This is a genomic window from Acidisarcina polymorpha, assembly GCF_003330725.1.
Classification (GTDB): Bacteria; Acidobacteriota; Terriglobia; order Terriglobales; family Acidobacteriaceae; genus Acidisarcina; species Acidisarcina polymorpha.
Window position 1 is genome coordinate 6,441,050 of sequence record NZ_CP030840.1, and the last position, 25,564, is coordinate 6,466,613.

A 25,564-nucleotide genomic window follows, 5' to 3' on the forward strand; every position below is an offset into this window, starting at 1 on the left:
TCCACGTCCTTCTTTTTTATTTTCCTTGACGGCCCTCCCTCCGTGCCTGATTATTCTTTCATTCAAACGATTGAATAGTCTGCACTTACCTTTCGACCAAGAGGACCGCCCATGGATCATTTCCCTTCCCGTCACTCTGCTCTCGCCGGTGTCCTCGTTTCTTTCGCCGCGGTTCTGTTGCCAGCTTGCTCCGTTGCGCAGGACACGAAGACGGTCCATCCCCAGAAGCGGATCGTCGGGGACTACACCTATTACAGCAAGTTCAACAACCCGCCTTACGGCGCGGACCAGATTCCCTACCACAAGCTCACCCATATCATTCATGCCGGAGTTCCGTTCGATGCCGAAGGAAACCTGCAAGTACCGGACGGATTCATCGAGCCGGAGATGATTACGAAGGCTCATGATGCCGGGACGAAGGTCGTGTTGCTGATCGGCGGAGATGTTCCGGCGCTCGAGACCAATCCCGGTATGCTCAAGCCCTTGCTCAAGAACCTGAAGACCTTCGTGACAGAACACGATTACGATGGACTCGATCTCGATTGGGAATATCCATTGAGCGCAGAAGACACGGCGGTGCTGCTTAAGCTCATGACTGCACTGCGCGCGACCTTTCCCAGCCCTCGCTACACTCTGTCGATCGATGCGGCGCCATGGAACGAGCCGGCCTATGACGTCCCCCACCTGAGAAAGGTCATCGATTGGTTCAACATCATGACTTACGATTGCGCCGGTCCGTGGACCGCGCATGCTCAATTGAATTCACCGATCTTCTGGGACCCGAAGAATCCTCATCCGGAAGAGTGCGAACCCGGCGCCAGCGACCAAGAGTCGGCTGATATCTTCCTCGCCGACGCGCCTGCGTCTCAACTGAATCAAGGAACCCCGTTCTACGGCTATGAATATACCAACGTCAAGAAACTGTTCGGCACCTGCCCCAATGCTTCAACTACGGAAGATGGGGACTGCGACGATACGGTGTTGACGCTTGGATATGGCAGCGACATCAAGAAGCTGATCAACAAGAAGGGCTGGGTCGAGCACCGCGACCCGGTCGCCTTGGTTCCCTATCTCCTGAAGAAGGATGGTTCGCCGGGATTCATCACCTACGACGATGCTGAGTCTACTTACATCCGGGTGTGGTATTCGGATTGGGAGCGTGGCCTGGGCGGTACCTTCCTGTGGGCGCTCGATGAGGACTACGACGGCCACTCGCAGGACCTGTTAGACGCAATGTACAAGGCGTCGAAACGGATCCCCCCCTGCGACGACAAACCCTCAAAGTAACAACAAGAAACAAACGACGGGCCAACTGCTCCCTCGGAGCATGGCCCGTTTGCTATGCTGGGTTACAATCCTCGTAACACGCGTTGCATTCAAACTATGAGAGCATTTGCCGGAACCTTCCTGCTGCTTGCCACTCTTGCGTCATCCGGTGCGCAAATTTCTTCCGAAAAGGATTCTGTGCCCCAGACGAAATCCACTTCGGTCGCACCTCCAACGAGCGCGATCATTATCGATACCCATGCGGACACCCCGCAGCGTTTTGTGGACGAGGGCTATGATCTCAGCGATCCGCTGAACGGTGGCCAGGTCAACTTCGACTCAGCGAAGCGGGGCAATCTTGGCGCGGAGTTCTTCTCTATCTGGGTTGAACCCGACCTCTGGAAGGGCCACTATGCCAAGCGCACCCTGGAGCTGATCGATTCGGTCTACCAGCAGGCGGCCAAGCATCCTGACAAGATGCGAATGGCATTCTCTTCCGCCGACATCGTTGCCGCACACCGCGAACACAAGCTCGCCGCATTGATGGGCATCGAAGGTGGCCACTCCATCGAAGATAGTCTCGCCTTGCTGCGCGACTACTATCGGCTTGGAGTTCGTTATATGACGCTGACCTGGTCGAACTCGACCGACTGGGCCGACTCTTCCGGTCAGATCGATCCGAAGAACCCGGATGATCCCAAGGTGCCTCATACGAAGGAGGGACTTACCGAGTTCGGTAAAGATGTGGTTTATGAGATGAACCGTCTTGGCATGATGGTCGACATCTCCCACGTCGCCGATAAGACTTTTTTCCGGACCCTGGTGATCAGCCGCGCCCCCGTGATTGCTTCCCATTCGGCGGCGCGGGCGCTCTGCGATGCTCCGCGCAACATGACGGACGATATGCTTCGGGCAATTGCCATCAACGGCGGGGTGGTGCAGGTGGTCTTCTACTCCGCGTTTATCAGCCAGGCTTTTCGCGATGCTGCCCTGGCGCAGAAGCCCGAAGTCGATAAGGCAATACAAGCTTTCAAAGACAAAGCCAGTAGTGAAGGAAAGCAAGTCACCTTTGGAGATTTAGAGAAGTTACAAAGAAGTTATGCCGACAAGATCCCGCGTCCACCGCTGAGCGCGCTTATCGATCAGATCGATCATGTGGCTAAGGTTGCGGGCATCGATCACGTTGGGCTCGGTTCCGACTTCGATGGAGTTTCCGGTCAGTTGCCGGAGGGTATCGACTCGGCCGCGGACTTGCCGAAGATCACGGCTGCGTTGATGGCTCGCGGCTATTCCGCCGCCGATTGCGAGAAGATCCTCGGCGGAAATCTGCTCCGTGTCTTCCGCGAAGTGGAGAAAGTGAGCAAGCAGTTGCAGTCGGAAAACCGTCCTCGCATCAGTGAGAAGCAGCCTTTCGATAAGAAGTGAGCGGTTCCGTGACCAGGCATGCGCTGGCCTTAATCGATACCCATGCGATAACCTCTAAGGTGGAAGCCCGCATGAAGCCAATAACGAACCTTGCCGCTGTTGCTCTGACCTGGACGCTTTGCACCTTTGTTTGCTTAGGGCAGCAGTCTACGCCGACGCCCCAACAATCCGCTCCTCCGCCCGCAGCGCCAGCGCCGCTGCCGGACGCCCCGTCATCGAACGCTCCCGTGGTACTGCAGCCTACCGGTCCGACGGCTGTCTTCGATACCAGCATGGGCCGCATGACGTGCAAGCTCTTCGACAAGGAAGCGCCAGAGACGGTTGCCAACTTCATCGGCCTGGCGGAGGGCAAGAAGGACTGGACTGACCCCGCGACCCACAAGAAAATGCACAACAAGCCGCTCTATAACGGCACCGTCTTCCATCGCGTGATCCCTGACTTCATGATTCAAGGTGGGGACCCAACCGCGACCGGTATGGGCGATCCGGGCTACATGTTCAAAGATGAGTTCAATCCGAACCTCAACTTCGATGTGCCGGGACGCTTGGCGATGGCCAATTCGGGACCTGACACGAACGGCTCGCAGTTCTTTATCACTGAAGTGCCCACCGAACATCTTAACCAGAAGCACACGATCTTCGGTCAGTGCGATGACTCGAGCGTGGCCGTCGTAAGGTCGATCGCCCGGGTCGAGCGGGACGGCAATGACAAACCAAACACAGATGTCGTTTTGACGAAGGTAACCATCGTCGCCGATGGCAAACCGCTTCCTCCACTGCCGGCCGCATCCACAACTCAATCCTCTTCGCCGTCGGCCACGCCCAAAACCAATTAGAGACTTAGCAGGAGAAACAGATGTCCCTTACTCCCGGAACTTACGCTGTCTTCAATACCACGGAAGGCAAGATCACCACCAAGCTTTTCCCTGAACAGGCACCGAAAACGGTCGCCAACTTTATCGAGCTCGCGGAAGGAACCAAGGACTGGGTTCATCCGACCGGCGGTAAGAAGAGTGGTGAAAAGTTGTATGACGGCACGATCTTCCATCGCGTCATTCCGAACTTCATGATTCAAGGTGGAGACCCGATCGGCGTCGGCACCGGTGGCCCAGGCTACCGCTTCGAGGACGAGACCAAAGGATCGCCGCATAAGTTCGATAAGCCGGGCAAGCTCGCGATGGCGAACGCCGGCCCGAATACCAATGGTTCTCAATTCTTCATCACCGTCGCGAATACGGATTGGCTGACCGGGAAGCACACCATCTTCGGCGAAGTGGTGGAGGGACAGGACGTTGTGGAGAAGATCTCTAATGTCGCCAGAAATGGCCAGGACAAACCGCATAAGCCGGTCGTGATCGAGAGCCTGGTGATCGAGCGGATCGCTTAGAGTTCTTTTCCATTTACGAATAGAAGAAAAGTAAGTGGAACCTGGTTGGGCTTGCCCGCCCTACCCCAGTTTGACTCAATTAGAAGACAAAGCCCGCTGAACAAGCGGGCTTTGTGCTGCAGGCTTGTACGCTCGACTAGTCGTCTAGACGCCAATCACGGCGCAGAGTTCCTTCACGGCATCGGCGCTCTTTTGCAGGGCGGACTGTTCTTCGGCAGTTAGCTTGATTTCAATGATTTGTTCGAGACCTCGCGACCCTAATTTGCAAGGCACGCCGACATAGAGGCCGTCGATGCCGTATTCTCCCTGGAGATAAGCGGCGCACGGCAGGATTTTCTTCTTGTCTTTGAGAATAGCTTCAACCATCTCGACGGCCGCCGCCGACGGAGCATAGTAGGCGCTGCCCGTCTTCAGATACTTCACGATCTCCGCGCCCCCATCGCGAGTGCGCTGCACCAGCCTTTCGATCGTCGCCGCATCGAGGAGATCGGTGATCGGTATGCCTGCCACTGTCGAATACCTGGGTAGCGGAACCATGGTGTCTCCATGGCCGCCGAGGACGAAAGCAGTCACGTTCTCGACCGAGACCTTCAATTCTTCGGCAATGAAGGTGCGGAAGCGCGCTGAATCCAGCACCCCAGCCATGCCAATTACACGTTCGCGATTGAAGCCCGCCTGCTTGAATGCCGCCTGCGCCATAGCGTCCAGCGGGTTCGAGACAATGATCAAAATACATTCGGGCGAATGCGCAACCACCTTGCCGACGACATCGGACATGATCTTGTAATTCGTGTTCAACAAATCGTCTCGGCTCATGCCTGGCTTGCGCGGAATGCCAGCCGTGATTACGACGATGTCCGAGTTGGCGGTATCCGCGTAATCATTCGAACCAAGAATATGGCTATCACGCTTCTCAATCGGCATCGCTTCAAGCAGATCAAGGCCTTTGCCTTGTGGAACGCCTTCGACAACATCAATCAGGACGACGTCCGCTAACTCCTTCGAAGCAATCCAGTGTGCCGCGGTCGCACCGACATTTCCCGCGCCAACGATTGTTACTTTCTTCCGCATACTTCTCCTTCTAGATATCGCTTATGCCTGAACGGCCACTCACATGTTCTCAATCATTCTTGTTGCGAATTCGCTGGTCTTGGCCTTGGTCGCCCCTTGCATCTGGCGTTCGAAGTCGTAGGTCACGAACTTCTGCTGGATGGTCTTTTCCAGCGAGGACTCAATCAGCTTCGCAGCCTCGCCCCAACCGAGAAACTCAAACATCATCACTCCGGAAAGCAAGACCGATCCCGGATTGATCACATCCTTGTCGGCATACTTTGGCGCGGTGCCGTGAGTCGCCTCGAAGACCGCGTAGCCGTCGCCGATGTTGGCTCCAGGAGCGATGCCAAGTCCGCCGACCTGGGCCGCGGCTGCGTCCGAAATATAATCGCCGTTCAGATTGGGCGCGGCGAGAACGCTGTAGTCTTCAGGACGAATAATAATTTGCTGAAAGATCGAATCGGCGATCCGGTCATTGATCAGGAGTTTCTGCTTCCATTTGCCGTTGCCATGGGTAGCGCCGATCGTCTCGAGCACGTGCTTCACTTCGGCGTAGAGTTCTTTACGAAAGTCGTCGGAGCCGAACTCGAGTCCGGGCTCGATCAAGGCGGCGTTCTGCTCGACGCTGAGGTCGGCATTCGCATCCTTGTTGCCGAGGATCCAGCTCTCTCGCTCGGTGACGACGGAATCACGGAACTCGTCGACCGCGACCTCGTATCCCCATTCACGAAAAGCGCCTTCGGTAAACTTCTGGATATTTCCCTTGTGGACCAGCGTCACGGTCTTCCGTCCGGACTCAAGCGCGTGTTTGATGGCGTAGCGAACCAGCCGCTTGGTTCCGAAGATGGAGATAGGCTTGATGCCAACCCCCGAATCCTCACGGACGCGCTTCTTGGTGTTTTTCAGCAGGTCCTTGTTGAGGAAATCGATGATGCGCTTGGCATCTTCGGTTCCCTGTTTGAACTCGATGCCGGCGTAAACGTCTTCGGTGTTCTCTCGGAATAGAACGATGTCGAGCTTCTCCGGATGTTTTACCGGGCTCGGAACGCCGGAGTAATACTTCACCGGCCGGACGCAGGCATATAAATCGAGAATCTGCCGAAGCGCCACATTCAATGAGCGAATGCCGCCGCCGACGGGGGTTGTGAGTGGCCCTTTGATCGAGACGCGGAGGTCGCGCGCCGCGTTCACTGATTCATCCGGAAGCCATGTTCCGAATTGCCGATAGGCCTTCTCTCCTGCGTAGATCTCGTACCACTTCACGGAGCGCTTGCCGCCGTAAGCCTTTTCGACCGCTGCATCGAAGACCCGCTGCGAAGCACGCCAAATGTCGCGGCCCGTTCCATCGCCTTCGATGAATGGAATGATCGGATGATTGGGTATTTGGAACTTGCCGCCGGCGTACTGGATGGCCTCGCCGCCTTCCGGCAAAGGGAAACCGTTATAACTGTTTTGCATGAATCGGGATGTCTCCGAAAAGAGAGGATTTGGCCAGCAAAAGCAGAACAGTTCGAGGCTAACATCTGTCCCTGATCTCTGCCAATGAAGGGTGCTAGATGGTGGCTCGTCCGGAGCGGACGGCGAGCCCCACATCGGTCAACGCTGGATCCAGTTCACTTTCGCGCAGCTGCCACTTACTCCAGCAAAATTCCATTTATACTCGGGAGTTCCTGATAAATCGAACTCTTACCCCCTGAAGGTGGCGCTCATTTGAAGCATTTTTCACTGCTGGCCTCGACTGCTCTCGCTCTCATGCTGACTTCTCACCTGGCGATCGCCGCTACCGAACTCCCCGCATTGATGCCGCTGCCTTCGACGATCAGCCAGGGCGATGGGAGTTTCCCGTTGACGGCCAGTTTCACGGTTGCGTATGCGACCCCGCCCGATGAGCGGCTGACTGCTGCAGTGAACAGGACGCTGACGCGGATGCAATACAGCTCAGGCGTCGCGTTGGCGCATGCGGCAGTAGTCCCGTCCGCGGGAAGTTTGACCATCAGCGTCAGTGGGCCTGATGCCGCCGTGCAAGGTGTCGACGACGATGAGTCCTATCACCTGGCGGTGACCGCACAAGGCATCCAACTCGCCTCAACAACGGTCGTTGGCGCGTTGCACGGCCTCGAAACGCTTCTGCAACTCGCAACATTTCGCGACGGCCACGCCATTATTCCTGCGGTGACTATCGATGATCAGCCGCGCTTTCGTTGGCGCGGCCTGATGATCGATGTCGCCCGTCACTTCGAGCCGGTCGAGGTCATCAAGCGCAATCTCGATGCTATGGCATTGGTGAAGCTGAATGTCTTTCACTGGCATTTGAGCGACGATCAGGGTTTCCGCGCCGAGAGCAAGCGCTTTCCGAAGTTGACCGCAGAGGGCTCGCATGGCGAGTTCTACACGCAGGAGGAGATGCGCGAGGTTGTCGCCTATGCCCACGCACGAGGCATTCGGGTGGTGCCGGAGTTCGATATGCCAGGCCACACATTAAGCTGGCAAGTTGCCTATCCGGATATTGGCAGCACCTCCGGACCGTTCTCGCTTCCCGACCGGTTCGGCATTCATGATGAGGCTCTCGATCCTACTCGCGAGAGCACTTACAAGTTCCTTGATGCACTTGTCGGCGAGATGGCAGCGATCTTCCCGGATGCTTATTTCCATATCGGCGGGGATGAAAGTAATGGCAATGCCTGGCGGTCCAATCCGAAAATCGTCGCCTTTATGAAATCGCACGATATTAAGGATACTGACGCCTTGCAGGTGTACTTCAATAGCAAGCTGCTGAAGATCGTCGCCAAGCATGGCAAGCACATGATCGGCTGGGATGAAGTCTTTACTCCCGGATTGCCGAAGGACATCGTGATCGAATCGTGGCGAGGCCAGGAGTCGCTCTCGAAGGCAGCCGCACAAGGGTATCAGGGCATTCTCGCCGCACCCTACTATCTCGACGGGATGGCCACGGCGGAAAAGCATTTCCTCGCTGACCCGGTTCCAGCCGACACCCAGTTAACGCCGGAGCAACAGAAGAGCGTGCTCGGCGGCGAAGTGGCAATGTGGGCCGAGCAGATCAATCCGCAAACCATCGACTCGCGTATCTGGCCGCGGGCAGCGGCTATCGCCGAACGATTCTGGTCCCCGCAGAGCGATCGCGATGTCGAAAGCATGTATACGCGGTTGTGGCCGGTTTCCTTGCAGCTGGAGACAGTTGGCTTGACCCACATCTCCGGCCCGCAGAAGATGCTGCGGAACCTCGCGCAGTCGCAACAGCCGGCCGATCTGGACACACTCGCATCAGTTCTCGAACCGGTCAGCTTTCATGAACGGTACCAGGGACAACATACCGATGCGCGAACCCCGCTCGACCGGCTAGTCGACGCCGTGGTGCCCGATCCGCCTTCGCGATTTGAGATGTCGCGGTCGGTCAATGAAGCGCTGGCCGACGGAGCAGCGGCAGGGTCAGCGCGAGAAGTATTGCGGCAACGTTTTCAGTCTTGGGTGGATGCGGCAGCGACACTGAATACGCTGATAAGCCTATCGCCCAGAATGGCCGACGCCGCCCCCAGGGTGCAGCAGCTTGCTCAGCTTGGCCAAACAGGCTTGCAGGCCCTCAAGGCGCTCCCCGGCAAGACCGCGCCTGCTGGCTGGAGGGAACAGCAGACGCAAATCATCAACGAAGCAGCCAAGTCCGTCGCGCTCACTCGCTTCACTTTCCTACTATCCCTTCAGAAACTCGTTGATGCAGCGGGAGGCGCAATCCAGTGACATTCCTTTCAATCCGTCGAAGAATATGCCTTTCCGCGATCGCGGCGGTGGGCCTCTCACTCCCCGCCGTTGCACAATCCACCACTCCCCTGCAGGTAGCGGTCGTCGGCCTTGAACATGGCCATGTGGCCGGCTTCCTGCACGATCTGCCGCATCATCCTGAAGTTCAACTCGTAGCTATCGTTGAGCCCGACGCCTCGCTCTCGGCCAAGTACGAAGCCCAATACAAGCTCGACGCTTCGATCTTCTATACGAATACGGACGCGATGATCGCGGCTCGGCACCCGCAGGCGCTGCTTGTCTATACCAGCATCGCCGGCCATCGAAAGGCGATCGAAGACGCTGCCCGCAACCACCTCACCGTCATGGTCGAGAAGCCGCTCACCATGTCTCTGGCCGACGCCATCGCCATTCGGGAAGCCGCGCGGAAAGCGAACATTCAGGTGCTGGTGAACTATGAAACGACCTGGTATTCCAGCAATCGCGCCGTGTATGAACTAATCCAACAGGGCAAACTTGGCGATCTGCGCAAGGTGGTCATTCACGACGGCCATGAGGGCCCAAAAGAAATTGGTGTTCAGCCAGAGTTCCTGAAATGGCTCAAAGACCCGGAAAAGAATGGTGAAGGCGCGCTCTACGACTTCGGCTGCTATGGAGCCGATCTGATGACCTGGTGGATGCATGGAGAAGCGCCGATTTCGGTGACCGCCGTCGGTCAGACCGACAAACCGGCAATTTATGGCAACGTCTACGATGACGCCACCATTATTTTGCGCTACCGCACCGCCCAGGCGGTTCTAATGCCGTCATGGGACTGGTCTTTCGCGCGTAAGGATTCAGAGGTCTACGGAGTGAAAGGTTATGCGATTACCGTAGGCCCCAGCCACCTGAAGCTCCGTTTTGCCGGAGAGGCGGACGAGACTTCTTCTGAGGCACCGCCTTTGAATCCTCCGGACGATAGTTCCATGCACTATCTGGAGGCGGTTGTCAGCGGCCAGCTTACCCCGAAAGGCGACCTGACCGCGCTCGACACGAATATGGTCGTAATGCAAATACTCGACGCAACCCGCGAGTCGGCGAAGACTGGAAAGACTATCGCTCTCAAGCCCCTGCCGCAGTGACCGAGACAGCTTTCGCTCTCTCCCACGGTTGGGGAATTTTCACGGACGCCATTCCCGCCGCAGTCGCCGCCTGGATGCCAATCTCCGTATCCTCAAAGACCAGGCAGTCCTCTGGAGCGATGCCAAGCCTCTTTGCGGCAGTGAGATATGGCTCGGGATGCGGCTTACTGTTCTGATAATCCTCCGCGCAGACCAGCGTCTCAAAGCGATCGAGGATTCCCAGAGTATTTAGCGACCTGGTCACCGAATCGCGGGTTCCGCCGGAAACGACGGCGAACGGAATTTTGCCATAGCTGGCATCGATATGCTCGATCACCTCGGGAACTGCCTCAAGCTGGTGGATGATCTCGTAGTAGTAGTCTTCCTTCTGGAGCGCGACAGCAGAGGGCGACATATCGAGACCCTGTTGCGTATTTAGCATCGCAACAATCTCTTCGGTCGGCATTCCGCCCAGCGAATAATGCGTGCGCTCACTGAACTCGCAGCCGTGTTCGGCGAAGATCCGCTTCCAGGCAAGGTAATGCAACGGCATCGAATCGACGATCGTTCCATCACAATCGAAGAGGTAGGCTTTGAATGGGCCTTCAGGCAGTTTCAGTGTCATAGGCTTATTTTCTCAAATGTGGATCCGGCAAACATCTTAGCTGTATATCTGACCCTCGAGATGAAGCGGCTTTGACTCGCCACAATTCCGACGCTTCAACTGGTCAGTAGCTTGACTGGTGAAATCAAGCGAGGCTGGACCATCCTCCGAACGCGGTATCCTGAAGAGTGAAGCAAATGCTACAGTTCGTTGCTGTATTTGTGGTCTGCACCTTTGGGCTCGGCACCGCCTACTCTCAGCAATACGCCGCTGATCGGAAGGCACTCGGCTCAGCGGCGCAGAATGCTCCCGAGTACCTCAAGCACGCCGGCATTGACCAGAACCTGAACCACCCCCTGCCCCTAGCCGACCGTTTCGCCGACGAGAGCGGCGTAGACATGCCGCTCGGGCACTATTTCGGCAAGCATCCAGCCATGCTGGCGCTGGTCTACTTCAAATGCAGAATGCTCTGCCCGCAGGTCTTGCGGGGCATGGCCGCCTCCCTGAAACAGACAGGATTTCATCCCGGACACGAATACAACATCATCGTTGCCAGCATCGATCCCAGCGACACTCCCGCCGATGCTACCCAGGCGAAACAGGAGTTCCTGCAAAAGCTGGGTGTCCCAGCCACTGATCCCGCCGCTGCCAGCATCCATTTCCTGACCGGCCCGCAGGCATCTATCAATGATCTTGCTGCGGCCACCGGTTTCCACTACATCAGGGTTCCCGGTCCAGACGGACAGATGAACCAGTTCGCTCATTCCAGCGTGATCATGATCGCGACACCAGATGGCCGGATGTCGAAGTACCTCAACGGCATCGACTACCAGCCGCGCGACGTTCGCCTGGCGCTGATCGAAGCCAGCAACGAACACATCGGTACGGCAACCGACGCGGTGCTGCTCTATTGCTGCAACTACACGCCTAGCGAAGGGCGCTATACTGTCTCCGTCTTGAGGATCATGGGATTAGCGGCCATGGGATCGGTACTGGCGCTGGGCACGGTAATATTCTTGCTGGGCAAAAAGCCAGCCTCGCAGCGTGCTTCCTGACGCCTTCTTTCGTTTTCTCGCTGACGGGGAAACTACACGGGTTGAGCTCATTGTTGTTTAGAGGTTTGAAATGGAATCAGACTCTTCCAAGTTCTTAGAACCTACCCGTGCCGAGGATGTCCTTCTTTCCTTAGGCGAGAGGCTGGCATTGACCGCCAGTGCGAGCAACGTATACGGAAATCCCATCCAGGCATACGACCGCACGATCATACCGGTCGCCAAGTTCGGATATGGTCTTGGAGCAACCTCGGGCGGCCGTGACGGCGAGAACGTTGGCGGCGGCAGCGGCGGCGGCGGAGTGGGCGCCAAGCCCGCGGGCTACCTTGAGATTAGCGAAGCAGGCACCCGCTATGTGGCCTTCTCTACGCCGCGGCAGGTGCTCCTTGCCGCCGTTGCCGGGTTAGCAGCCGGCTATCTGCTCGCCCGTCTCCGGAGCTGACCGAGATGGTGATGAACTATGGGAATGAATCGCTCGATTCCTGTAAGCTCCCTTGCGATGGAAAGTATCCCGGTATCGCATCGAGAATAGTCTGAGGTTGAAGGCGCTACGAGAAAGAAGCTGAACCGATTTTGGTTTGTCCCCAAAGCGCCATAGGAGAGTTCTGCGGGCTGCCAAGCCCTCGAAATAGTTTTTGACTCTCCCCTTATTTGACTCTCCCCTTAGAGGAGGCCTTACAACCACCTCATGCTCAGAATCGGCGATTTCTCCAGCCTCTCGCAGGTCTCCATCAAGACCCTCCGCTACTACGATGAGCAGGGATTGCTCCCACCGGCTAGTGTCGATGGCGTCACCGGCTACCGATATTATGCCGTTGCGCAACTGCCTCGCCTGCACCGCATTCTGGCGCTTCGTGACCTCGGTTTCTCGCTCGACCAGATCGCAAGCATCCTGAATGACGGCATCGGCGCGGAGCAGCTGCGAGGGATGCTGCTCCTCCGGCAGGCGGAGCAGCAGGCGAGAGTGGAGGAAGAGCAGGCACGCCTGGCGCGGCTGCAAGCACAACTGAGCCTTATAGAAAAGGAGCAGGACATGACCAATGAAGTGGTAATCAAACAAGTTCCCGCACAGTGGATTGGATCGGTGCGCGAGACCATCCCCAACTACCCCGCAGTCGGACGGCTCTACGGCGAAGTCGCGGAAGCGCTGCCACCCGGATCCTTTGGTATAAGCCTCGCCATCTGGCACGATCGCGAACATCGTGATAAAGATGTGGATGCCGAGGCCGGCTTCTTGCTGAAAGAGCCAATCACGGCTTCGGGTCGGGTTCGAGTGCATGAACTGCCGCCAGCCACGGTAGCCAGCACACTTCATCATGGCGCCTACAACCGCCTGTCCGAAGCCTATGACGCTCTATTGCGTTGGCTTGGCACCAGCGGGTATAGCGTCGTTGCGCCGGTGCGGGAGCTTTACCTGCAGATGTCGCGGCCAGTGCGTATGGATGACGAATCGTACATCACCGAGATCCAGTTGCCCGTAGCGAAGGCCTAAACAGACGGACGCCCAACAAGGCGATAGGGAGCCACGGTGGCTCCCTATCGGCAACAAGGATCAACGACGAAACGGTTAGTACCGGTAGTAGTAATACGGGTAGTACGCCGCCGGGTAACGATAGGGGTAGTAGTACCCCGGAGGCGGCGGAGGCGGATAGTACCCATACGGGTACGGACCGCGAGGGCGCAACTGCGGCTGTTGCGGATATGTGCTTGAGGCGAGCCGCTGAGCTTCCTGCGGAGACACTGGCGTCACCGTTACCGGAGCAGTGAGGTGGAAATTGACGACTGCCTCTGCAGGCAGGTACATGCGCGGGCCGGTGGTCGCGGCGGAGGCGCCGGCGCCGACTGCACCACCAACTCCAGCGCCGATCGCGGCGCCAGTACCACGTCCAGCGATGCCACCGATGATCGCACCTAGCGCAGCGCCGCCGATGGTATTTCCAGCGGTATACCCAGCCTTACCCGGGCCCTGCCCATTCCAGGTGTCGGTAGGCAATGGATAGGATTGCCCGCCGAGGTTTACGCTCGTCAACTGCAGGGATAGACCCTGCTTGCCGGCAAGGTCACCCTGGTTGGATTTCGTCGCCACGACTCTGCCGGTAATGACCGCGCCCCGCGGGATCACCAGAACATTGCCCTGGTAGATATCAGCAGCTAGCGTCGCTTGGAAGACCTGGCCGGGCTGCACCTTAGTGGCGTCCAAGGGCTCACTGGTTCTGACCTGGAGGAGTGTCCCCGACGGCACTGTCACCGGACCAGACGGAGCCTGGGGCGCATAATTTGGCTGCTGCTGTCCGTAAGACTGTTGTCCATACTGCTGCTGCGGCGGGTACGGCTGCTGCGACGGATATTGCTGCTGTTGCGACGGATATTGCTGTTGTTGCCCCGCTTGAGGAGGCGGCATCGGTTGCTGCTGATCTTGTTGCTGCTGGGCCTGATTCTGATCGTCTCCTGCGGCTGGCGGTCCGGCCGGAGCCAGGTTTTGCTGTGCCGGGTCGTAGTTCGGGTCCTGCTGCTGGCTGGCATTTGGATCGGCTGCCTGAGCGTCAGCCGAAGCCGGAGCCGCATCGCCAATGGTCAGGTTGTTCGTAACTGACCGTACACCGTTGACCCGGTAGACCAGCGACTCGGCAAGTTCCTTCGATGCCGCGTCCCTGACATGCCCGGAGATCGTGACGTCGCCTTCCACCGTCGCCGCGGTAATTGCCTGACCTTTCAAAGCAGCCGAATTAGATATGGCATAGGCCACATCACTCTGAATGTCGGCATCGGCACGGCTAGCGGCCTGTGCCGGTTGCCCCCATGCCTGAGGAGTAGCCACTGCGGCAGTAAGCCCGGTCGACAGCATCGCCGCCAGAGCCAGTCGCGCGCTCAGGCGCGTGAAATTGAATTCTTGGTTAACCCGTTCGCCCAACATAGTTTCTCTCCGAAATCCCTACTGCGACGCTCTGTCTGTTCTTCACGTCCAACTACATCTTTATAGACGTGCGAGGCGGCTTTGAGCGTCACTGAAGTAAACCCACGGGAGAGAAAAAAGTTATGGTGTTCCCTTTCGGTCAGGGCTTGCTTGAGAGAACAAAATCCTTCCCTGCCTGCAGTACCCGGGAGACCGACTCTGTGGAGCACGATTCGGAATAGACCCGGAGCAAAGGCTCGGTGCCAGAGGCACGAAGCAATAGCCAGGTCTCGGCCGGGTTTGACTTGCCTCGAGCCTCGGGATTGTCGAGAAAGAACTTGACCCCGTCCAGGGTTGAGGTCCGCAGTACTTTCATCCCGGCGATCGAGTCCACGCCTGCCAGCGCCCGGGCAATGGCGGCATTCTTGATGGCATCGTCGATGTGCAAGTCGATCCGGCCATACTGATGTTCGCCATACTCGGCCTGCAGGCTGGCAACCAGCTGGCCGAGGGTCTGCTTTTCTTCGGCCATGATGTTGGCCAACAGGAGGCAGTTCAGCAAGCCATCGCGTTCCGGCAGGTGCCGCTTGATGCCGATGCCGCCCGACTCTTCCCCGCCGATCAGAATGTCCTTGTCGGGCTCGAGCATGAGGTCGGCCACGAATTTAAACCCGATCCCATGTTCATAGAGTTTGCGACCGTGTTTCGCGCAGATGCGATCGATCATGCTGGTGGTGTTGAAGGCCCGGGTAACATCGCCGGGCCATTTCTTGCGCTCCAGCAGCCAGCGAAGAAGAATCGAGAATATCTTGTGAGGATCGACAAAGTTGCCATGCTCGTCGACCGCACCAAGCCGGTCGGCATCCCCATCGGTCGCGAGTCCAGCCTGGCACTGCTCGGCGACCACCGTGTCCTCGAGAGCGCGGATGTGGGGTTCGATCGGCTCCGGGTTAATGCCGGGGAACAGCGGGTTCACTTCCCCGCGAATCTCGACCAGATCCACGCCTAGCGGCTCGAGAATTCCCGCGATGACGCCGCGTCCGGAACCATACATGCAATCAACGGCAAACTTCAGCCCGGACTTTGCAATCAGGGCGAGGTCGGCGAAGTTAGAGATCGCGTGAACGTAAGGGGTCTGGAAATCGACTTCGGTAATGGCAGCCGGTTCTGCAACTGGGCGAATGGGCTTGCCGAGATAGCTCGCGATTTCCGTCATGATCGCGGGACTTCCGGAACCCCCGTAAGCCGCCTTGTATTTCACCCCGTTCCACTGCGCCGGATTGTGGCTTGACGTAATCATGATGCCGCCCGCGGCGCCACGATGGAGCACCGCATAGGAGAGCGCCGGCGTTGGTGTATACCGGTCGGCGAGAGAGACCGCAATTCCCATTGCAGCCAAGACTTTTGCAGCCGCCATGGCGAAGTCACGAGAAGCAAAGCGGGTGTCATACCCGATGCAGATGCCCTTTGAAGCATCCTCTTTTTCCAGAATGTAGCTGCCGATGGCTGCGGCGGCGATACGGACATTCTCAAAGGTAAAGTCTTCAGCAATGACACCGCGCCAGCCGTCCGTACCGAACTTGATGGGTGTCGCCGGAGGTTGCGTTTCCGCAGAATGTGATCCCAAGATCTGTGTTGAAGAAGCCATGCGTCATTCTCTCCTGAAATAGTCAACTACTGCCGGGAAAGTCCAAGATCTCTGCTGGACGAAGCTGCAGGGGCAATGAGCAGCAGTGTGCTACCGGTAACCGCGCGGGCAGACAAAGCACGGTTCGTCATGACTCGATTTCTTCGCAAAAGCTGAGTTGAGCGCTGTCCCTAGAGGAAACTGTCCGAGACCAACTGTCTTAGACCAACTGTCCTAGACCAACTCCGTCTTTCCAACGCTCGTCAGGTGTTTGACCACCTTGCCAACGTCCTGCGAATTGCTTCGCGTCGTGATGAGGATCGCATCCTCAGTTTCCACCACAACAAGATCCTTGACTCCTACGAGGGCGACGAACTTCTTCGGGCTGAACACGTAGTTGCCGGTAGCATTTACCGCAAGACTATCGGCTGTCTGAACTACGTTGTTGTCCGCATCGGTATGGGCGCCTTTGGCGAAAGTGTGATCGTACAGTGTGGTCCACGAGCCCAGGTCGTTCCAACCAAAATCAGCTGGAAAGCAGAAAATATTCGATTGGCCCTCACCTTTGGCCGATCGAGGTTCCAGTACAGCGACATCGACGCTGACGTTTTCACATTGAGGATAGAGCTCTTCGAACGTGCTCTCGAAGTCGGGTGTCCCGAAGGCCGCTGCTATCTTCTCGAGAATCTTCGCAGTGCTGGGAAGATGTTCACGAATGGCTTCGGCAAGGGTACGAGCGCTCCAGATGAAGATGCCGCTGTTCCAGTAGTAATTCCCTGCCGCCAGAAACGCGGTGGCACGCTCGAGGTCGGGCTTCTCGGTAAACCGGCGAACTCGCATGGCGCCGGTAGCATCGGGGGCGCCGGTTTCCACATAGCCATACCCGGTTTCCGGGCGAGTCGGAGTAACGCCCAGAACAACGATGTTTTCTCCCGTTGCTGCCAGTTGAATGGCCCGCGTCAGCGTCTCGACGAAAGCAGGTTCATCGCCGATAACGTGGTCAGCCGGAAACATGCCTAGCACGGCATGCGGCGACTCCCGCTCAAGCAGAAAGGCGGCTAGACCAGCAGCAGGGGCCGTATTTCGTGCCGCCGGTTCGCTCAGAATCTGCTCAGCGGGCAGGCCGCTTAGCTGATCAACGATGGTGTCTGAAAGCAAACTGTTCGTAATTACCCAGAATTTGTCTGCGGCAGCCAGCGGGGCCAGCCGGTCAACCGTCTGCTGAATCATGCTGCGGTCGCCGTCGAGGACCAGCACCTGTTTGGCGCGAGCGCGGCGGCTGAGAGGCCAGAACCGGGTGCCACTGCCCCCAGCCAGAATGATCGGGCGAAATTCCGTGTTCGCTTTCGTCAAGTCGTTCGGCTCCAAGTCAGAATGGTTAGCGATGCTCTTCGTTTCTACTACGATTCATCGCCGAGTTGAGGAACGATGCGGATAATTTCCGCCCGGTCTCTCGGCTCCAGACTCCAGCCGGATGCATTTGCTGGAACGATCGCGATCTGGCAACGATTCAGCGAAATTGGCTCGGCGCCAGCAACCTTCAGGTTGGCTGCTCCATCGGCGACAAAAAAGATCTGTACGCGATCGCGAAAGGGGCTTTCGAAGTCCGCTACCTTAGGGATAGACCCAGCCGCGTCCAGAGCAAACCGATCGAGCCGAAAGTATGGCTTGTCGATCAACTTAACGTGACCATTCTCGTTGACCGGCTTGATTTTTCCTGCTCCGGTCAGGAGGTTCATAGCCTCCATGGAACGGTCCAGATGCAACTCTCGCGGGCGGCCATAATCGTACATGCGGTAGGTCAGATCCGAATTCTGCTGGGTCTCGAGCAGCACCACACCAGGACCAATAGCATGGACGGTTCCGGCATCCACAAAGATCATGTCCTGCTTCACGACCGGCAGCCACTCCAGGAGATCTTCAAGGGTTGAATCTTCAATCGCACTGCGTACTTTTTCGGGCGGAACTCCGGGCTTGATGCCCAAAGCAACTTGCGCGCCAGGTTGGGCGTCGAGCGCATACCAGCACTCCGTTTTCCCGCGAGGGTCTCCATACTTTTGTGCCATGTCGTCGTCAGGATGCACCTGGACGCTGAGTTTCTCCTTCGGGAACAGGACTTTGACCAGCAGCGGAAACGCGCCTGTCGCGAACTGCTCGCCAAGCACCGCCGGACCGTAGTCGCTGACAATTTCACTCAGCGGCTTGCCCGACAAAGGACCTGTCTCGGCGGTGCACTGGTCCCCGGTAAGCCACACCTCGCCGATCGGCTCACCACTGGTTTGGAAGTCGAACCAGGGGGAAAGATCGTGGAACCCCCAGATACGGGTGCGAAAGTATGGGGCGACCCGGAAAGGCGCGACTGACTGTTCTTGTTTTGGCGGAGTCACAAACCAATTTAAGCATTTTCAGCAGGCTGGGTCGAGAGTCAAGCTTCTCGTGCCCGCCCGAATCGGATGATCCGAGGTTGTAGCTTGTCCAAGGGAAGACTCCGAACTGCTTGTCGATCCAACCGCAGGGGTCGGCGCCGCAGACCCGAACGCCAATCAAGTTGCGCGCACCGACGTAGAGCAAGCCCTGCAAAAATGGGGGCGCCTTATGCCCGTACAAATAGGATTTCCAGCCGATCTGATTGTCTTGGTCCGCAAGAGCAACGGGAAGATGGTCCAACCCACAATCGGCGGCACGCCTGCAACCGGAGTTCCTCCCGTGAACGTGGGCTCGACTACGACCCCGACGCAGACTACGACGCGGGCAGGCAGGCGTTGCCAGCGGGGGACCAACCGTCCAATCCTCAACCTCAGATCGAAGCCGGCCCGACCGAGGATACGTTCGTCGTGTATCGCGAAAATAAGGATGACCCGAACTGGTCGCCACTTGATGCGCCGGCGGTGTGGCGATACATGGCCAGGAATGCTCTGGAATCGCCATCCGTCCCTGCAGTGGATGCTTTTCGGAAAGCGATCGCAGAGTCGGAGAAGCAGCTGGCCTCCAATCCGTGGCTGCCAAATTTCCTGGCTACACTCCTCTCCCTTTCACCATGAGTGGAAATAGCCGTGCCGGACGGTGAGATCGAGATCGACGCCAAAGAGTTCGCTCAACGTTTCGCGGGTGATCAGTTCCTCCTTCGCGCCGTCGGCATAGATCCTGCCGGCTTTCATGAGGATCACTCGATCAATCTCGGGGAGAATGTCGGCCAGATGGTGCGTGATCATCAGGATGCCGGTTCCCTGCCGGGCGACATGCCGCAAGGCTTCGCGCAGTTCACGCTGCGCGGCGATATCGAGCGCATTCGAGGGTTCATCGAGCAGCAACATCTGGGGGCGATGCACCAACGCGCGAGCGATCATGATGCGGCGCTGCTCGCCGGCGGACATTTGGCCGACGAACTTGGCTGCCAGGTGCTCCGCCTGCATCAACTCCAACGCTTCCGAGGCCGCCACGCGCATGTCGTCGGTCACCTGCAGGTTAGGCCAAAGTGTCGAGGCGGAAAAGAAGCCGGAGACGACGACGTCTCGTCCTACAGTCAACGGCGTTCGCTCCCCCGGAAGATCCGCCGAGACGACGCCCAAACGGCGCCTCAACTGCGAAACGTCCCAGCGCTCACGGCCAAAGAGTCGAAGGACGGTTTGCGGTTGCACGATGGGGTAGCATTCGCAAGTCAGCGTTTTGATGAGCGTGGACTTGCCGCATCCGTTCGGCCCAAGAATCGCCACATGCTCGCCGAGCCCGATTTCAAGGCTGACGTCATGCAGGACGATGGTCTCGCCGCGGGCCACTTCCACATGCTGCATGGTCAGGAAGGTTACCGCCTCCTGCTGTCTGATCCCCGCCTGAATGCGACCCGATTTCTCCTTCGGCGGCATTGTTTTCGCCAACGCCTTTTTGGCCTTCAAGGATTCTGCCCTTTGCACTTAGATTTGAAATTTCTTTCGAAGTTCACGGCTTCGATAGCAGGACTAGTCGAGCCTTTTCTTCCATTTTGCTGCACTTCTTCGTAACTTTCCTGACCCACTCTTCCTCACTTCCCTGCCCCACTCTTTCCCAGTACCGCAACCCTCGCTATCTATTGATACAGTAAAGTTTGCGATGATTTCTTCCCCCCATATACCCGACTTTCTGCTTCCATCCGGATTTCAATTCACTGCCGTCTCTGCGGGCATCAAGCCCAGCGGGAAGCCCGACTTTGCCATCGTAGTCGCCGACGAAGCAGCCTCTGCGGCTGCCATGTTCACGAGCAACCGCGTGACCGCGGCGCCGCTGACGGTGGGACGCGAACATTTGCGGTCTTCCGGAGGGCGGGTGAAGGTCGTGGTCGTCAATGCTGGGAATGCGAATTGCGCCACCGGCGAAGCGGGTGTGGCAGTCTGCCGCGAGGTCTGCGCGCGAGCGTCGGCGACATTCGGTGGCGAGACGATGGAGGTATTTCCGTCGTCAACCGGCATCATCGGCGTCCCTTTACCCGGAGATAAATTGATCGCCGCGCTTCCCCTGGCGAAGAGCGATTTGGGCAGAACCAGCGGCCATTTCGACCGGTTCGCGCATGCCATTCTCACCACCGATACGCGACGCAAGGTAAGTGCCCGCCACTTTACTACTGCAGATGGCCAGCAGGTCAAGATTGTAGGTGTCTGCAAAGGCGCGGGCATGATCCATCCGCAATTGGTGCCTCACGCCACCATGCTCGCTTACATTTTCACCGATGCTGTTATTGCTCCCGAAGCATTGCAGGCACTTCTAGGCGAAGCAGTTGAAAGCAGCTTTAATCGAATCTCAATCGATGGCGATACCTCTACCAACGACACAGTCCTGTTGCTAGCTTCAGGGGCCGGGGGGGTGACGGTCGATGCAACCCACGCCGAATTTCGAGAGGCGCTGTACGCCGTCGCTACCGATCTTGCGAAACAAATCGTCGCCGATGGGGAGGGCGTCACCCACGTCATCGAGCTTCAGATTGAAGGAGCAACAAGCGACGCTGAAGCTCTCAAGGTGGCCAAAGCGATCGCGCATTCGCCGTTGGTGAAGACGGCCTGGGCTGGAACCGATCCGAACTGGGGCCGCATTCTCGCGGCGATCGGCTACTCCGGCGTCCACATCGACCCCGATCGCGTGAGCATCTGGTTCGGCGAGCATGAGATCTGCCGGAACGGCGGGCGCTCCGCCAGCTTCGACGAAGCAGCCGCCCATACCTACATCAGCCAACCCGAGTTTCGAGTGCGCATCGATCTCGGTGCCGGGCATGGATCCTGCCGCTTCTGGACCTGCGACTTAACTGCGGAATACGTAAGAATCAATGCCAGCTATTCGACCTGACGGGGACGCTCGAAGCCGACCCAAAAAAGTACGCCATCGAAAGAAAGCCAAGTCCTGATGGCATACGGAGAGATTCGCACCTCCCCACACGCAACGCCGCGAATTGCATAGATTTGGGCACGGAGATGCTGAAAGCTCAAAGAAGTTTGCAGCAGCATTCAAGCCGGTCTCGCACCGGCAGTGATTTACGACTTTGATCCTCGAGGGACAACACTACGGATGGCCACCAAAAGTAAGTCAGGGACGGTGACGACGACACCTCCATCGAAGGGCGCCTCGCTCATCAGTGATGCCAAGCTGAGACAGTTGCACGCGATGATGCTCCGGTGCCGGATGCTCGAAGGGTCGGCGCGCCGCTGGCGAGTCCGTCACGAAGACGGCAGAAGAGTTCCCTTGCCGAAAGCTTTCTGGTTGCGCGGTCGGGAGGCGACGCTGGTTGGGTCAGCTATCGATCTTCGCCGCGACGACTGGATCGGTACTTCGCAACCAAGTTTGCTGCCTGCCTTGATCAGGGGGGTTCCGCTCGTAGAAATTTTCTCTGGTGAGATTTCTGACCAACTGTCTCACCGGATCATCCCGGCAGCGGTCCCGAAATCGAGAGCGCTGCTCGACGCTGCTGCTGGCATCGCCTTGGGGATGCAGGCCGGTAATCGCGGCAGCGTGGTCATGGTCTTCTCGCTTGCCGATCGTGCTGAGGTTCTTGCCCATCGAGCCTTGAGCTATGCCGCGGACCATCAGCTTCCATTGATTGTGGTCTCGGTAAGCGCAGCTGCCAGGGACAAACGTGGCCCCCAGAGGAGTAGAGATGCCGCCTATCCCATCATTCCGGTCGACGGGGATGATGTCATTGCCATGTATCGCGTCGCCTTCGAATCCATTCATAAGGCGCGGCACAGCGGCGGCCCGACGCTCATCGAAGCGATCTCCTCGAGAACCTCGGGGCGAACAAAGCCGAATGCTATCCGACCGGAAGACCCGATCGTCAAGCTTGAAGGTTTCATGGCCGCTAAGAATCTATTCTCAGCGAAGTTGACGCAGCAAATCACTGCTAAATTCGACCAAGAGATCGCCCTCTCGATGAACACGGACGAGGCAAGAGCGAGATGACGGCAGCGGCGGCCGACTTCGATGCTGGATAGAGCTCAGGATATGAAAAAACGAGCATCGAAAAGGCTTCGCCGCCGAGCGGTATTAAACTGAAAGAGGTTTGCGCCGGGCCACGGCTGCTTTTCCAGGGGCAGGAGCCGATCATCCGCTTGCCTCTATTGTTCATATTTCCCTGAGGTGCATTTGAGCATCCGTATCCCGCGTTCCTTCTTTGCTGCAGGCAGCATACTTCTGCTGGGCCTGGCGGCAAACGCCCAGAATGCCGCGCTCCCCGCCGGACCGGATTTCCATTTCGTCGACTTGGCGGCCGTTAACTCAGCCCCCGTCTCTGAGCTCAGCCCGATGCTGGCGGAGGCGGATCCCGCAGGGCAAGCCGCGCCTGCAAGCACACCGGCTGCTCCGGCACGTTACCTTTCGCGTTCCGGATCCACTTACATTCCGGTCGACAGTTGGATCTATCCTGCCATCCTTCGGCTGTATTCCAAAGGGTTCGTCAGCTCTGCGTTCCTTGGCATGCGTCCCTGGACGCGGTTGAGCGTCGAGCACATTCTCGAACTCTCTGCCGACCAGATCAATGACAGCAGCGACGACGATGCGCGCGAGACGTTTGCCGCGCTGCAGAAGGAGATGGACTCGGACCTGGACGCCATCGCCGATGCGCCTCACGGCCTCGCAACGCTGGAGTCTGTTTATACGCGGCCCTTAGGAATTGCCGGAACTCCACTGCGGGACAGCTTCCATGTTGGCCAGACCATCATCAACGACTATGGCCGGCCCTACGAGTCCGGCTTTAATAACATCACCGGTTTCAGCAGCCGCGCGGCCGCGGGCAGGTTCTCCCTCTACTTCCGGGGCGAATACCAGCATGCGCCCTCCGCGACGGGTTATTCGATACCCGTGTCTCAGACGCTGTCGGCTGTGGACATCGTTCCATACGGCGCGAACCAGGCAACGATTCCGCAAGGCCCGATTGGTTCAGTCAACAGCTTTCGCATCGTCGAAGCCGATCTTGCTTACCATCTCATCGGCCATGAGATTTCCTTTGGCAAGACGGACGCATGGCTCGGTCCCGGGCAGGGCGGGGCCTTCGCCTGGAGCAACAATGCGGAGAACATTTACACCTTCCGCATCGATCGCGTCGAGCCCTTGCGCATTCCGGGCTTTGCCAAGCTTTTCGGGCCGATCCGGTATGAATTCTTTGTTGGCAGCCTAAAAGGGCATACCGAGCCGAACGACCCCTGGGTGCATGTCGAGAAGATCTCTCTCAAACCTACGCCAAACTTCGAACTTGGCTTTGAGCGGACGGTCATCTGGGGCGGAAAAGGCCACGTGCCTATCACGATTCATACCTTCCTCAGGAGCTTCTTCAGCACCGCGAGCGTTAACGGCTCGACGAAATTCAGCAGGGACGATCCCGGGGCCCGCTTCAGCTCCTTCGACTTCAATTACCGCTTGCCCTACTTGCGCAATTGGCTGACCCTGATCGCCGATTCCGAGGCCCATGACGACATCAATCCCATCGACGCTCCTCGCCGGGCCGCCTTTCGGACAGGGCTCTATCTCTCTCACGTCCCCGGGGTCCCGAAGCTGGACTTTCGCGTCGAGGTGGTCTCTACCGATCCCGATCAGGCGCGCAGCGTCGGTGGCAGATTCATGTACTGGGAGGCGGTGCAGGTGCAGGGCTACACCAATAAAGGCAACATTACGGGTGATTGGATCGGGCGCGAAGCCAAGGGAGGGCAGGCATGGCTGACCTATCATCTCAGCCCCGATGAGTGGGTTCAGATCAACTACCGGAACGCGAAAGCAGCGAAGGATTTCATTCCCGGCTCGACTGGACCCGCTCCAGTCGAGGGAGGCACGACCCAGAACATCTTCGGAGTCGACGCGGTGAAGCGCTTCGGCGAGGACCTCGAGGTCCACGCCTGGTTGCAGTACGAGCGCTGGAATGTGCCTCTCTTAAAGCCTGGCGTTCAAAACGACACCACGGCGGCCGTACAGTTCACCTGGTATCCGCAGAAGCGGCAAAAGAGTTTTTAGAGCAGAAGTATTGCACTTCTGCTCTGAGCATCGCCATTCAGGAAAGTCAGGGATCTTATAGGCACCCCGCTTTTACCCCTTTCCTGACGCGAGGTCGCAGACGGTATGACGGGTGCCCGCGAGCTTCTCCACAAACTTCTTTTTACCATCGTTCTGACTTCCACGAGCCGGGTGCTTCTCGGCTGGGATCGGCTCTTCGGCAGACTACGGCGGATTCGATTGGCCGCAAAATCCGAAGGGAATGTCTCCCGGATCAGTTTTCCCAGCGGGAGCAGCCTTATCGATGCCACTCTGGTACGGCCTATGAACTGCCCGGAAGACGCTGGGTTGCTGATTTGTCATGGGATAGGGGAGACCGTGGAACATTGGTTCGGCGTCCAGCAACTGCTTGCCGCCAACGGAGTTGCTTCGCTTGTCTTCGATTACTCGGGATACGGGCGCAGTTCCGGCTTGATCGGTGCTCGCCGATGCGAGCAGGATGCAGTCGCTGCCTTCACCCGCCTGCAGGAGCTTCTGCCACTCCTCCCGATCTCGATATTGGGATTCTCGCTGGGAAGCGGTATCGCCGCCGCTATCCTGCACCATGTACCAGTGCGCCGCCTTGTCCTTTGTGCCGCCTTTACTTCGTTCCGAGAGGCTGCATGGAAGGTCGGCTTCCCGGCGAGTCTTGGCTTCCTGGTTCCGGATCTCTGGCGCACTATCGAGGCGCTGCGCTGCTGCAGCGTCCCGGTGCTTCTGGTCCAAGGGGAGAAGGACCAGCTTTTTCCGGTGCAAATGGCTATCGATCTGAAGAACGCCTGCGCTTTGCATGCAGATCTTGTGGTTGTGCCGAAGCTCTCCCATGCGGATCCCTATTATCACCCCGAGCTGTCTTATTGGGGATCGATCGTGTCTAAGTTCCTGCTTGAGAAGGATCGGTAACGCCAGGAAAATCTACAAGTCAGGTT

At 57.8% G+C, this 25,564-nt stretch carries 22 protein-coding genes; 14 read left to right on the forward strand and 8 right to left on the reverse strand.

The genetic code is table 11. The features are described 5' to 3' along the window. The first annotated feature begins 111 nt into the window (after positions 1–111). The 4 genes from ACPOL_RS27395 to ACPOL_RS27410 all read left to right on the forward strand — a co-directional run bounded on the left by ACPOL_RS27395 (position 112) and on the right by ACPOL_RS27410 (position 4,078). Positions 112–1,287: a glycoside hydrolase family 18 protein gene (locus ACPOL_RS27395; RefSeq protein ID WP_114209866.1), complete on the forward strand. Its 1,176-nt coding sequence runs from the start codon at positions 112–114 to the stop codon at positions 1,285–1,287. Positions 1,288–1,464: 177 nt separating this feature from the next. Beyond that, positions 1,465–2,691 (forward strand): dipeptidase, encoded by a 1,227-nt coding sequence (locus tag ACPOL_RS27400; RefSeq protein ID WP_236657074.1) that lies wholly within the window; start codon positions 1,465–1,467, stop codon positions 2,689–2,691. Positions 2,692–2,762: 71 nt separating this feature from the next. Continuing rightward, the gene (locus tag ACPOL_RS27405) at positions 2,763–3,527 is read left to right on the forward strand and encodes a peptidylprolyl isomerase (RefSeq protein WP_114209867.1); all 765 of its coding nucleotides are present in this window, start codon (positions 2,763–2,765) and stop codon (positions 3,525–3,527) included. A 20-nt stretch (positions 3,528–3,547) separates the two neighbouring features. After that, positions 3,548–4,078 carry a peptidylprolyl isomerase gene (locus ACPOL_RS27410; protein ID WP_114209868.1) on the forward strand — a complete coding sequence of 177 codons (531 nt, stop codon included), beginning with the start codon at positions 3,548–3,550 and terminating at the stop codon, positions 4,076–4,078. 144 nt (positions 4,079–4,222) lie between these two features. Here the strand turns inward: ACPOL_RS27410 and mdh are convergent, their stop codons facing one another. Together mdh and ACPOL_RS27420 are read right to left on the reverse strand one after the other, a co-directional pair. Then, the gene (mdh, locus tag ACPOL_RS27415) at positions 4,223–5,149 is read right to left on the reverse strand and encodes a malate dehydrogenase (RefSeq protein WP_114209869.1); all 927 of its coding nucleotides are present in this window, start codon (positions 5,147–5,149) and stop codon (positions 4,223–4,225) included. Positions 5,150–5,188: 39 nt separating this feature from the next. Beyond that, the gene (locus ACPOL_RS27420; protein ID WP_114209870.1) at positions 5,189–6,589 is read right to left on the reverse strand and encodes an NADP-dependent isocitrate dehydrogenase; all 1,401 of its coding nucleotides are present in this window, start codon (positions 6,587–6,589) and stop codon (positions 5,189–5,191) included. Between the two features lie 252 nt (positions 6,590–6,841). Between ACPOL_RS27420 and ACPOL_RS27425 the strand changes: the two genes are divergently transcribed. Then, complete coding sequence (locus ACPOL_RS27425; protein WP_114209871.1) at positions 6,842–8,884, forward strand: beta-N-acetylhexosaminidase; 2,043 nt, start codon at positions 6,842–6,844, stop codon at positions 8,882–8,884. Then, on the forward strand, positions 8,881–10,005 hold the full coding sequence (locus ACPOL_RS27430; protein WP_236657075.1) for a Gfo/Idh/MocA family protein: 1,125 nt from the start codon (positions 8,881–8,883) through the stop codon (positions 10,003–10,005). Before ACPOL_RS27425 ends, ACPOL_RS27430 begins: the two co-directional genes overlap by 4 nt. Here the strand turns inward: ACPOL_RS27430 and ACPOL_RS27435 are convergent. Beyond that, positions 9,986–10,609, reverse strand: coding sequence for an HAD family hydrolase (locus tag ACPOL_RS27435; RefSeq protein WP_114209872.1), 624 nt, complete (start codon positions 10,607–10,609; stop codon positions 9,986–9,988). The genes ACPOL_RS27430 and ACPOL_RS27435 overlap by 20 nt on opposite strands. Positions 10,610–10,785: 176 nt before the next feature. Between ACPOL_RS27435 and ACPOL_RS27440 the strand changes: the two genes are divergently transcribed. From ACPOL_RS27440 to ACPOL_RS27450, 3 genes are all read left to right on the forward strand, one after another. Then, on the forward strand, positions 10,786–11,643 hold the full coding sequence (locus tag ACPOL_RS27440; RefSeq protein ID WP_114209873.1) for an SCO family protein: 858 nt from the start codon (positions 10,786–10,788) through the stop codon (positions 11,641–11,643). Positions 11,644–11,713: 70 nt separating this feature from the next. Further along, positions 11,714–12,082: a GerW family sporulation protein gene (locus ACPOL_RS27445; protein ID WP_114209874.1), complete on the forward strand. Its 369-nt coding sequence runs from the start codon at positions 11,714–11,716 to the stop codon at positions 12,080–12,082. A 246-nt stretch (positions 12,083–12,328) separates the two neighbouring features. Beyond that, positions 12,329–13,132, forward strand: coding sequence for a MerR family transcriptional regulator (locus ACPOL_RS27450; protein WP_114209875.1), 804 nt, complete (start codon positions 12,329–12,331; stop codon positions 13,130–13,132). 75 nt (positions 13,133–13,207) lie between these two features. Here ACPOL_RS27450 and ACPOL_RS27455 read toward each other — a convergent pair whose 3' ends face one another. The 4 genes from ACPOL_RS27455 to ACPOL_RS27470 form a co-directional block, all read right to left on the reverse strand. After that, the gene (locus ACPOL_RS27455) at positions 13,208–14,554 is read right to left on the reverse strand and encodes a BON domain-containing protein (protein ID WP_114209876.1); all 1,347 of its coding nucleotides are present in this window, start codon (positions 14,552–14,554) and stop codon (positions 13,208–13,210) included. A gap of 139 nt (positions 14,555–14,693) precedes the next feature. Beyond that, entirely contained in the window at positions 14,694–16,181 is a 1,488-nt protein-coding gene (locus ACPOL_RS27460) for a phosphoglucomutase/phosphomannomutase family protein (RefSeq protein ID WP_114209877.1), read from the reverse strand. Positions 16,182–16,394: 213 nt separating this feature from the next. After that, positions 16,395–17,513 carry a mannose-1-phosphate guanylyltransferase gene (locus tag ACPOL_RS27465; protein WP_114211112.1) on the reverse strand — a complete coding sequence of 373 codons (1,119 nt, stop codon included), beginning with the start codon at positions 17,511–17,513 and terminating at the stop codon, positions 16,395–16,397. Positions 17,514–17,560: 47 nt separating this feature from the next. Continuing rightward, a complete protein-coding gene (locus ACPOL_RS27470) occupies positions 17,561–18,547 on the reverse strand; it encodes a type I phosphomannose isomerase catalytic subunit (RefSeq protein WP_114209878.1) in 987 nt (328 codons plus the stop codon). 195 nt (positions 18,548–18,742) lie between these two features. Here ACPOL_RS27470 and ACPOL_RS33260 point away from each other — a divergent pair, with 195 nt between their 5' ends. Continuing rightward, positions 18,743–19,201: a hypothetical protein gene (locus tag ACPOL_RS33260; RefSeq protein WP_150133150.1), complete on the forward strand. Its 459-nt coding sequence runs from the start codon at positions 18,743–18,745 to the stop codon at positions 19,199–19,201. Here the strand turns inward: ACPOL_RS33260 and ACPOL_RS27480 are convergent. Then, the gene (locus ACPOL_RS27480; RefSeq protein WP_338026721.1) at positions 19,193–20,053 is read right to left on the reverse strand and encodes an ABC transporter ATP-binding protein; all 861 of its coding nucleotides are present in this window, start codon (positions 20,051–20,053) and stop codon (positions 19,193–19,195) included. The two genes, ACPOL_RS33260 and ACPOL_RS27480, sit on opposite strands and share 9 nt — an antisense overlap. A 193-nt stretch (positions 20,054–20,246) precedes the next feature. Between ACPOL_RS27480 and argJ the strand changes: the two genes are divergently transcribed. From argJ to ACPOL_RS27500, 4 genes are all read left to right on the forward strand, one after another. Next, positions 20,247–21,470: a bifunctional glutamate N-acetyltransferase/amino-acid acetyltransferase ArgJ gene (argJ, locus tag ACPOL_RS27485; RefSeq protein ID WP_114209880.1), complete on the forward strand. Its 1,224-nt coding sequence runs from the start codon at positions 20,247–20,249 to the stop codon at positions 21,468–21,470. Positions 21,471–21,689: 219 nt separating this feature from the next. Continuing rightward, positions 21,690–22,577, forward strand: a complete 888-nt coding sequence (locus tag ACPOL_RS27490) for a thiamine pyrophosphate-dependent enzyme (protein ID WP_114209881.1) — start codon at positions 21,690–21,692, stop codon at positions 22,575–22,577. Positions 22,578–22,760: 183 nt separating this feature from the next. Beyond that, a complete protein-coding gene (locus ACPOL_RS27495) occupies positions 22,761–24,617 on the forward strand; it encodes a capsule assembly Wzi family protein (RefSeq protein WP_236657076.1) in 1,857 nt (618 codons plus the stop codon). A 105-nt stretch (positions 24,618–24,722) separates the two neighbouring features. Further along, the gene (locus ACPOL_RS27500) at positions 24,723–25,538 is read left to right on the forward strand and encodes an alpha/beta hydrolase (protein WP_114209882.1); all 816 of its coding nucleotides are present in this window, start codon (positions 24,723–24,725) and stop codon (positions 25,536–25,538) included. The last annotated feature ends 26 nt before the right edge of the window (positions 25,539–25,564 follow it).

Coding starts and splice junctions, on each gene's coding strand:
- ACPOL_RS33260 (WP_150133150.1), top strand. CDS start 18,743: ATGGGGGCGCCTTATGCCCGTACAAATAGGATTTCCAGCCGATCTGAT.
- ACPOL_RS27490 (WP_114209881.1), top strand. CDS start 21,690: ATGGCCACCAAAAGTAAGTCAGGGACGGTGACGACGACACCTCCATCG.
- ACPOL_RS27410 (WP_114209868.1), top strand. CDS start 3,548: ATGTCCCTTACTCCCGGAACTTACGCTGTCTTCAATACCACGGAAGGC.
- ACPOL_RS27455 (WP_114209876.1), bottom strand. CDS start 14,554: ATGTTGGGCGAACGGGTTAACCAAGAATTCAATTTCACGCGCCTGAGC.
- ACPOL_RS27395 (WP_114209866.1), top strand. CDS start 112: ATGGATCATTTCCCTTCCCGTCACTCTGCTCTCGCCGGTGTCCTCGTT.
- ACPOL_RS27405 (WP_114209867.1), top strand. CDS start 2,763: ATGAAGCCAATAACGAACCTTGCCGCTGTTGCTCTGACCTGGACGCTT.
- ACPOL_RS27450 (WP_114209875.1), top strand. CDS start 12,329: ATGCTCAGAATCGGCGATTTCTCCAGCCTCTCGCAGGTCTCCATCAAG.
- ACPOL_RS27440 (WP_114209873.1), top strand. CDS start 10,786: ATGCTACAGTTCGTTGCTGTATTTGTGGTCTGCACCTTTGGGCTCGGC.
- ACPOL_RS27420 (WP_114209870.1), bottom strand. CDS start 6,589: ATGCAAAACAGTTATAACGGTTTCCCTTTGCCGGAAGGCGGCGAGGCC.
- ACPOL_RS27435 (WP_114209872.1), bottom strand. CDS start 10,609: ATGACACTGAAACTGCCTGAAGGCCCATTCAAAGCCTACCTCTTCGAT.
- ACPOL_RS27445 (WP_114209874.1), top strand. CDS start 11,714: ATGGAATCAGACTCTTCCAAGTTCTTAGAACCTACCCGTGCCGAGGAT.
- ACPOL_RS27500 (WP_114209882.1), top strand. CDS start 24,723: ATGACGGGTGCCCGCGAGCTTCTCCACAAACTTCTTTTTACCATCGTT.
- ACPOL_RS27460 (WP_114209877.1), bottom strand. CDS start 16,181: ATGGCTTCTTCAACACAGATCTTGGGATCACATTCTGCGGAAACGCAA.
- mdh (WP_114209869.1), bottom strand. CDS start 5,149: ATGCGGAAGAAAGTAACAATCGTTGGCGCGGGAAATGTCGGTGCGACC.
- argJ (WP_114209880.1), top strand. CDS start 20,247: ATGATTTCTTCCCCCCATATACCCGACTTTCTGCTTCCATCCGGATTT.